This window comes from Winogradskyella sp., from assembly GCF_013213975.1.
In the GTDB taxonomy this organism is placed as follows: Bacteria; Bacteroidota; Bacteroidia; order Flavobacteriales; family Flavobacteriaceae; genus Winogradskyella.
On the sequence record NZ_JABSST010000108.1, the window covers coordinates 1 to 7313 of the forward strand.

Below are 7313 nucleotides of genomic sequence, written 5' to 3' on the forward strand. Positions count from 1 at the left end.
CATATTACGAGGTTTGTCCATTAGAAAACTACGCCCGATGCCCATTAAGCGTAGACAACCTCGGTGTTGACCTAATCTTTAAATCCCCATTACTTTCCATGGCTTTAATGGTAGCAAAAAAATTGGGTACCACACGACCTAAATTTACCCCTGCAAAGCTGTTAAAACTTCCTATTATTTTATTTACGGTAGTTGCGCCAAGCGATAAATCCGTTTCAGGATAAATGCCTCCTTGAGTAACCGTGGGCTCAGTTCCGATACCCCAACTCACTCCAGCCTCAACTGTAGATGTTCTGTTTACCTCCAAAATCATCACCTCAATTAATACCACTGGCACAGGCTTGTCTATTTTATCGATAAATTCCCTAAAACGTGCAATATTTGCACTAGGGCCATTTACATAAAAACTATTGAGCTCATAATCTACTTTAATATCTAAATCTTGTTTTATCTCATCAGGCAGTATATTTACTAAAGCCTCTGCTTGGCTAGTATAAGCATTAAAATTTCCTGTCTGATTTGTATTTAATTGATCTCTATTTCGATTGCTACTGAGAACATTATCATTTTGGTTGACGCCTCTATTGTTAAATGCATTCGTAGCATTATTAAAACTTCGTCCTGCACTTCTACTGCTCATACCACCTTGTGGATCAGCTAAAAGCTCAACCGAGCGATGTTGCAAATGAACAATGGCGATTTCTCTTAAACTCAATTGATTTTCTGTACCAAAGAAATAGATGGTACCTTCTTTTTTAAAACTAAAGCGCTTAGATCGTGATCCATTTTGCCAGTTTCTATTTTGATTTGAATTTTCCTTATCAAATGTGCTAGATATCGCTTGAGATTCAAAAAGCTTAATTAACAGCGTGTCAAAAGTTATTGCTCTTGCCTTAAACGTTACAGTTCCAGCATCCGTTAAAGGTGAGGCCGTAAATACATCGAGGTTCAGTGCAGCACTAATCTCAGTAATGATGGTTTCAATAGGCACATCAACAAAATCAACATCTAATATGTTGTTGAGTGAGTCTTTTACGGTAAATGCAAAATCTCCACTACGTTGTCGTCTAGGACGTGCTTGGGGTACCGGCTTACTGTTAGCTGGATTTGTAGATGCTACGGTCACCGCACGATTGTCTTCAAAGCGGTAAAACCCATCTTTAGTTTTCTCCATAAACAATTGATTAGCAAAGGCCAATTGTTCTAAAGCCACATCTATAGGAGTCGCCTTCACATAAAGAGTCATTGGTAAATTATCCAAGCCAGATTCATAGACCAAATTTTTCCCAGACTCATCACTAATACGCTTAAAGAGTTCATAAAGCGGGTCGGCTTGTGCATCAATAGAAATGGTATTTTTAACAGGATCAAAGACCACAGGAATAATACGCTCTTCAAGAACCTCACCAACAGGTTCAAAGCGTTTAATAGATAAAATATTTCCCGTAAAATCTATGGTGAGTTGGTATTCTTTACACAAAAAAAGCAGCAAGTCTGAAACAGATACATTGGTGAAGTTTCTAACTATAATTTGTATGTTGTTTAACTCTGAACTGATATTAAAATTAACGTTGTGAACCTCTGAAACGGCCAACAAAAAACTAGAGAGCTTAATGTTGTTTACATTAATTTCTGTCCTCACATTTTCTGTAAGTCCAGGGACATCAGTAGCTACAAGTTCTAATTGATGCTTAATATTTAATAAACGTTGGTCGCCATTCTGAGCAAATGACAATGAGAACCAAAAACAAAGGATGATATATATAATACGTTTCATAATAGGATTTTAATGACTTAATATCGCGTAAACCTCATCTATGGAGGTGATTCCTTGTTCCACAAGCTGTATAGCATTCTGTTTGAGGGTATGGATTTGTTGTGCTTTTAAATAGTCGTCAATTTCTAGTTGATTTTCTTTAATGGATTGCGACAAGCTTCTGGTTATGGGTAATATCTCATATATAGCCTGTCTGCCCTTATAACCCGTATAATGGCACTGCTCGCAACCACATGCTTTATGGTGTTTTGTTAGTGTTTTTGGGATTTCAAAACCCATAGGAAATAGATTTTGAGTAACACTAGACTCGGTTTTACAATGATCGCAGAGTTTTCTGACCAGACGTTGTGCCACACTAACATTAAGGGTACTGGCAATTAAAAACGGTGGAACTCCCATATCTATTAATCGCGATACCGTGGCCCATGCCGAATTGGTATGTATAGTAGACAGCACCAAGTGACCCGTTAAAGCCGCTCTAATGGCCATATTAGCTGTGGCCACATCACGGATTTCGCCCACCATTATCACATCGGGATCTTGGCGCAAAAATGTACGAAGGGTGCTGGCGAAATCGAGCCCAATATTTTCTTTAAGCTGTACCTGATTAATCCCTTCTAAGGTATACTCAATAGGATCTTCTATGGTTAATATATTGGTCTTATCGTCGTTTAAAAGCTTAAGCGTAGCATACAGTGTTGTTGTTTTTCCAGAACCTGTAGGTCCAGAAATTAAAATAATACCATTGGGTTTTCTTACCGATTCTTTGTAGGACCGCAGTTCAAATTCCGAAAATCCTAATTCGCTCAAATTGATAGCATCTGCATCTTTACTGAGCAGACGCAATACAATTTTTTCACCATGCAAAGTTGGTAAGGTCGACACTCTAATATCAAACTCATCCTGTTGGGTTTTCATGGTAATACGACCATCTTGTGGCAATCGCTTTTCAGAAATATCTAAGCCGGCTTTAATCTTTAGTTTATTAATAATCTCAGGATACTCACGCAGTGGAATTACGTAATACTCTTTTAATTTACCGTCAATTCTAAAGCGTACACGACACTTTTCTTCATACGGCTCAAAATGGATATCACTACTACCAATGGCTTTGGCAGTAATTACCAACTGCTGTAGCATGTCTTTACTATGATGTAAGTCTTGAGCATCAGAGCCTTGTTGCTTACGGTAATTCACCGAAAGATACTGTTGGATGCGCTCTTGTGACTCTTCGATTAATTCAATAGGCGCATCAAATAAAATTTGCAACTCTTGCAGTAAAGCTTCCGATGGCTGATCTGTACGTAATTTTAGTACACCATTAGAGCTTATATCTGGTACAATTCTGTAATGATAGGCCTGCGCACTTGTAATGCGCTGCGCAAAGGCTACAGGTATGTTAAAGGTGCTATTCATTTTAGATAAGATATAAGGAGTCGATACCTTCAAACCAATACGCGATATAAGTGATGGCAAAAAATAGGCTCATGTAACCTGCTAAGGGTACGGTTTGTGGTTTGGATTTGGTGTTTAACACCATGTGTAATACCAAAGAAAACACCAAGGCAAATACAAACACCGTTATAAAACTTATGGTCGAAAAACTAAAGGCCAAGGCTAAGAACAAGAAGGCGTCACCAAGTCCAAAGACTTGTCTTGGGTGTACTCCTAGCTTTAGGCGTGCATAGCCATAAATTACGATTAAAAAGAGGCATACCACACAAAGGTTTATCCCAACGCTTGTCACAAATACTGGCCATACGGTCTGGTTGAGATGTAAAACACCTAGCACCAACGCCATTAGCGGAAACCAAAACCAATAGGTCTGGCGCTCGGTAACATCTTCATAACAGACCGTGAGCAATAGGAGTATCAACGTAATTTTAACTACTAGTTCCATTAGTCCTTAATAATTTGCTTAGGTGCTCCTTGCTCATCAATTTCCCAGACATCAAAGGTGCCGTCACCATCAAAATCGGTAATGGCTGTGGCTCGTGCTTTAAAGGTATTGCCAGATGCACTAAGAATTTCATAGACATAGTTGGCGGTACCGCCTTCATTCACCGTTTTTGGAGCCTCATAATCTATTTGGCTCATGTCTGGTGTGTACTTGGAATACATGTAACGGTAGGTGGTCTCCGAATTGTAAATCTGTTTTAAATGCAACTGTGCCTCCTGGCTTTTAGCCTTTGCAATGAGCGGCATAAGGTTAGGTAAGGCTAGCAATAACAAAATCCCTACAATGACTAAGGTGACTAATACATCTTGCAGATTATAGGCGGCCACTTTGGTTTGTACTTTGGTTAATCTCATAACAACGCAGTTTTTAGATTAGACTTCAAAGCATAGTTCCATATCTCACTTTTTGTTACCTCGATTTCTCCAAAAAAATGACTGCCGAAAAAAATTTTAAAAAAGATGGGTAACAAAAACAGAGTTAAAGAACAGTAGGGCATATAATCCAAAAAAATTAATATTCTATGAGCAAGTTAGCCTTACCTATTTCAGCAATTGCCTTAATAATTAGTGCCCTATGCATATACAGTTTAAAATCATCATCGGAATTAGTCTATGTAGATGTTAACAAACTACTTGATGGTTATAAAAGAACCAAAATAGTACGCGCAGAGTTCGAAGAAAAAGCAAAAACCTTAAACGCTAACGTTGATAGTTTAATGGTTGATTGGCAAAATGAATTAAAGACCTATGAAAAAGAGCGCTCTAAACTATCCAAGAAAGAGTTAGAGCTAAAACAACAATTGTTAGGTACAAAGCAACAACAAATTAGCAATTACCAACAAGCTATCAAGAAGCAACTACAAGAAGAAGACCAGAAAGTAACACAAACAGTGATTAATGATATTAATGACTATATCAAAGAATATGGTGAAAAGAATAATCATAAAATCATATTTGGCGCAAGTGGAGGTGGAAATATCATGTATGCTGATGACGTAACAGATTTAACCCAAGAAATTTTAAAAGGACTAAATGAAGAATTTAAAAGTTAAAAATACTTGTGTTTTTGTGTTTAGACTAAGCATCCTTCTAATCATAGTTGGATGCTTTAGCCTCTCCTCTTGTAAACAAAACATATTTAAAGACAAAGACCAACTCATAACTTATTTACAAAATAATGAGAACACTTACATCCAACATAAAACTATAAATGGTGTAGACTTTTCCTTAATGTATAAACCAACCGATTTAATGGTATCCCAAGAGTTGGGTGATAGTGCGAGTGCTAAAGAAATATTAGAATTAAGAGATAAGTATAGTAAGTACATGTACTTCAATTTAAGTATGAGTAAGAACCACCAAGAACTCTTAAGCACTATACCAAATAATCGTAGTGAGTTTGGTGCAATGGTCAATCAATTAGCCTTTGGTATGAATGGGAAAGTACATGTGTTTACACAACATAATGACACTATAGAGATGATAGATTTTATATATCCACGCATGTACGGCATGAGTAGGTCAACATCTATGATGTTTGTTTATCCAAGAGATGAAAAAACGCTCGATGACAAATATTTAAACTTTTCTATAGAAGATTTAGGCTTAGGTACAGGAGAAGTAAAATTCAAAATAGAATCAAAAAAAATAAAAGACGAACCACAGTTAAAGTTTGAAATATGAAAATTATAGTTAAAACGAAAGCCCTTTTTTCTACTTTTTTAGTTGTTGGCATTTTAATGTTTTCAACGCAATTGTCTGCTCAGGGACCAATTTCCCCAGAGGCATCAAGTTTTGAACCCGTTGATGCAACAGATATGGTCAACTTATCTACAGGTAGTCTTACTTATGTGCTGCCCTTACTGAATGTACCTAGTCCAGAAGGAGGCTATCCAATTGCACTGTCCTATCATGCAGGTATAGCAATGGATCAAGAAGCATCTTGGGTAGGATTAGGATGGAATATAAATCCTGGAGCCATTAATCGGTCTGTTAATGGTTATCCAGACGATTGGAAAGATGCGCTGTTTAAAGAATACTTTTATGATAGTGGCGATCAATCAACTTATATCACTGCTAGTATTGGATATTCTTCTTTTACATCAGGAACTTCCGTCGGTTTGTCAATATCTTATTCTGATGACAAAGGATTTGGCGGGACAGTTAGCTATGGTGTTGGGTTTAAAGGTGGTGCTAGCGCAGGAGTTTCTATTGGGTCTGGAGGAGCCTCGGTAAACGGGAATATTGGAATAAAAGGAGGATATTCAATCGGAGGAAGTCTCGGTACCAATGGTGTCGGATTAAGTGTAGGTTGGGATGAAAAATAGGGTGCAGATGGAAAAGGATATTTTAATCAAGGCTTTAGTGTTGGTTTAAATTCCAGCTGGAGTGGTGATATCTCCGCTAATGCTAGTTATAGTTCTGGTGAAAAAGGCAAGAAAAGTAGTATCGGAATTTCAATATCTTCTCAAGGCATAAATGTAACAGGGAAAATAAAAGGCTTAGGTACAGGAGCCAATTTTGCCTTCGAAAATTCAGTATCACAAAGTGATTATAACATAGATAAAAGTGGTTGGTTTATACCATTATACATACCAACTGGAGAAGGTATGATAACCGCAAGTTTTGGTTATCAAAAAATAGAATATTATTTAGATAAATTAGAATCAACAGGTGTCAATGGCCCATTATATTTTAAGGATGCTAAGCCTTTAACTGGAAGATGGCTATGTACTAATTATGATGGGTTAACTCCTATTGTATACGAGTGTGATCCTGAAGATTTCGATCCTAACCCTCTAAGTTCCGAAACTATTGGTTACGTGAATGATGTCGATAGTTTTGGGGATATTTATGAAGTCGATTTTGGATATTCTTCTCAATCGTTAGATCTCGATACACACAATGCTGTTTTTCCTAATTATGATAATTACAGAGTTACCGCTCAAGGACTTTCTGGAACGATGAGACCTTCCATCTATAAAAATGGCGCTCTTTTAGGATTAAGAAAAGATATCGAAGAAGACAATAATGATTATGAGATTACTTATCATATCCAAGATAATAGTAATACAAGCTTTAATATTACACCAGAGTTTCACTTTGAAAGTGAATATTCATCTTCATTACTTATTGAGCCCGCAATATTTAATAGCTCAGTTAATGCAAGTTCAATCTTTGATTACTTAGATAATGTTTCCCAAACTGAAGTTGCTCGAAAACGCGGAGGTAGATATGTAGAAGCGTTCACCAATGAAGAATTATCAAACCCTTCCACATTTAATACTGGTTTACTTAAAGCAAATATAAATTATGGAGATACAACACTATATGAACCAGATGGTATAGGCGCGTTTAAGGTTACTACCGCTGATGGTAAAACCTACCATTATGCATTACCAGTATATAATCATGAAATTGTTTCAAGACAATTTGGCTTTATCCCAGAAAGACCTGGTGAAGACCTTGCTTTTTTTGAAAAAAGACAGCTTAAAAAATATGCTACACATTGGCTCCTAACAGCTATAACTGGTCCAGATTTTATAGATCTTAATGCAAATAATTTGGCAGATGAAGG

The 7313-nt window shown here is 36.9% G+C and carries 8 protein-coding genes; 4 read left to right on the forward strand and 4 right to left on the reverse strand.

The annotated features are described in order from the left end of the window. Window positions 1-28 precede the first annotated feature (28 nt). The 4 genes from HRU49_RS13380 to HRU49_RS13395 are packed head-to-tail and all read right to left on the reverse strand — an operon-like array spanning window position 29 to window position 4090. Window positions 29-1777 (reverse strand): general secretion pathway protein GspD, encoded by a 1749-nt coding sequence (locus HRU49_RS13380; RefSeq protein WP_296357999.1) that lies wholly within the window; start codon window positions 1775-1777, stop codon window positions 29-31. A gap of 9 nt (window positions 1778-1786) precedes the next feature. Continuing rightward, window positions 1787-3193 (reverse strand): GspE/PulE family protein, encoded by a 1407-nt coding sequence (locus HRU49_RS13385; RefSeq protein ID WP_296358001.1) that lies wholly within the window; start codon window positions 3191-3193, stop codon window positions 1787-1789. 1 nt (window position 3194) lies between these two features. Then, window positions 3195-3677 carry a hypothetical protein gene (locus tag HRU49_RS13390; RefSeq protein WP_296358002.1) on the reverse strand — a complete coding sequence of 161 codons (483 nt, stop codon included), beginning with the start codon at window positions 3675-3677 and terminating at the stop codon, window positions 3195-3197. After that, window positions 3677-4090, reverse strand: coding sequence for a general secretion pathway protein GspG (locus HRU49_RS13395; RefSeq protein WP_296358004.1), 414 nt, complete (start codon window positions 4088-4090; stop codon window positions 3677-3679). The genes HRU49_RS13390 and HRU49_RS13395 overlap by 1 nt, the downstream gene beginning before the upstream one ends. A 167-nt stretch (window positions 4091-4257) precedes the next feature. Between HRU49_RS13395 and HRU49_RS13400 the strand changes: the two genes are divergently transcribed. The 4 genes from HRU49_RS13400 to HRU49_RS13415 all read left to right on the forward strand — a co-directional run. Beyond that, the gene (locus HRU49_RS13400) at window positions 4258-4788 is read left to right on the forward strand and encodes an OmpH family outer membrane protein (protein ID WP_296358006.1); all 531 of its coding nucleotides are present in this window, start codon (window positions 4258-4260) and stop codon (window positions 4786-4788) included. Beyond that, the gene (locus HRU49_RS13405) at window positions 4769-5419 is read left to right on the forward strand and encodes a hypothetical protein (RefSeq protein ID WP_296358010.1); all 651 of its coding nucleotides are present in this window, start codon (window positions 4769-4771) and stop codon (window positions 5417-5419) included. The genes HRU49_RS13400 and HRU49_RS13405 overlap by 20 nt, the downstream gene beginning before the upstream one ends. Next, window positions 5416-6063 carry a hypothetical protein gene (locus tag HRU49_RS13410; protein WP_296358011.1) on the forward strand — a complete coding sequence of 216 codons (648 nt, stop codon included), beginning with the start codon at window positions 5416-5418 and terminating at the stop codon, window positions 6061-6063. Before HRU49_RS13405 ends, HRU49_RS13410 begins: the two co-directional genes overlap by 4 nt. Window positions 6064-6345: 282 nt before the next feature. Further along, window positions 6346-7313 (forward strand): hypothetical protein (locus HRU49_RS13415; protein WP_296358013.1); only part of this gene is annotated, 968 nt, incomplete at its 3' end.

Bases quoted from the DNA above. Each gene is read 5' to 3' on its own strand.
- HRU49_RS13390 (WP_296358002.1), bottom strand. From the start codon at position 3,677: ATGGAACTAGTAGTTAAAATTACGTTGATACTCCTATTGCTCACGGTC.
- HRU49_RS13385 (WP_296358001.1), bottom strand. From the start codon at position 3,193: ATGAATAGCACCTTTAACATACCTGTAGCCTTTGCGCAGCGCATTACA.
- HRU49_RS13380 (WP_296357999.1), bottom strand. From the start codon at position 1,777: ATGAAACGTATTATATATATCATCCTTTGTTTTTGGTTCTCATTGTCA.
- HRU49_RS13410 (WP_296358011.1), top strand. From the start codon at position 5,416: ATGAAAATTATAGTTAAAACGAAAGCCCTTTTTTCTACTTTTTTAGTT.
- HRU49_RS13400 (WP_296358006.1), top strand. From the start codon at position 4,258: ATGAGCAAGTTAGCCTTACCTATTTCAGCAATTGCCTTAATAATTAGT.
- HRU49_RS13395 (WP_296358004.1), bottom strand. From the start codon at position 4,090: ATGAGATTAACCAAAGTACAAACCAAAGTGGCCGCCTATAATCTGCAA.
- HRU49_RS13405 (WP_296358010.1), top strand. From the start codon at position 4,769: ATGAAGAATTTAAAAGTTAAAAATACTTGTGTTTTTGTGTTTAGACTA.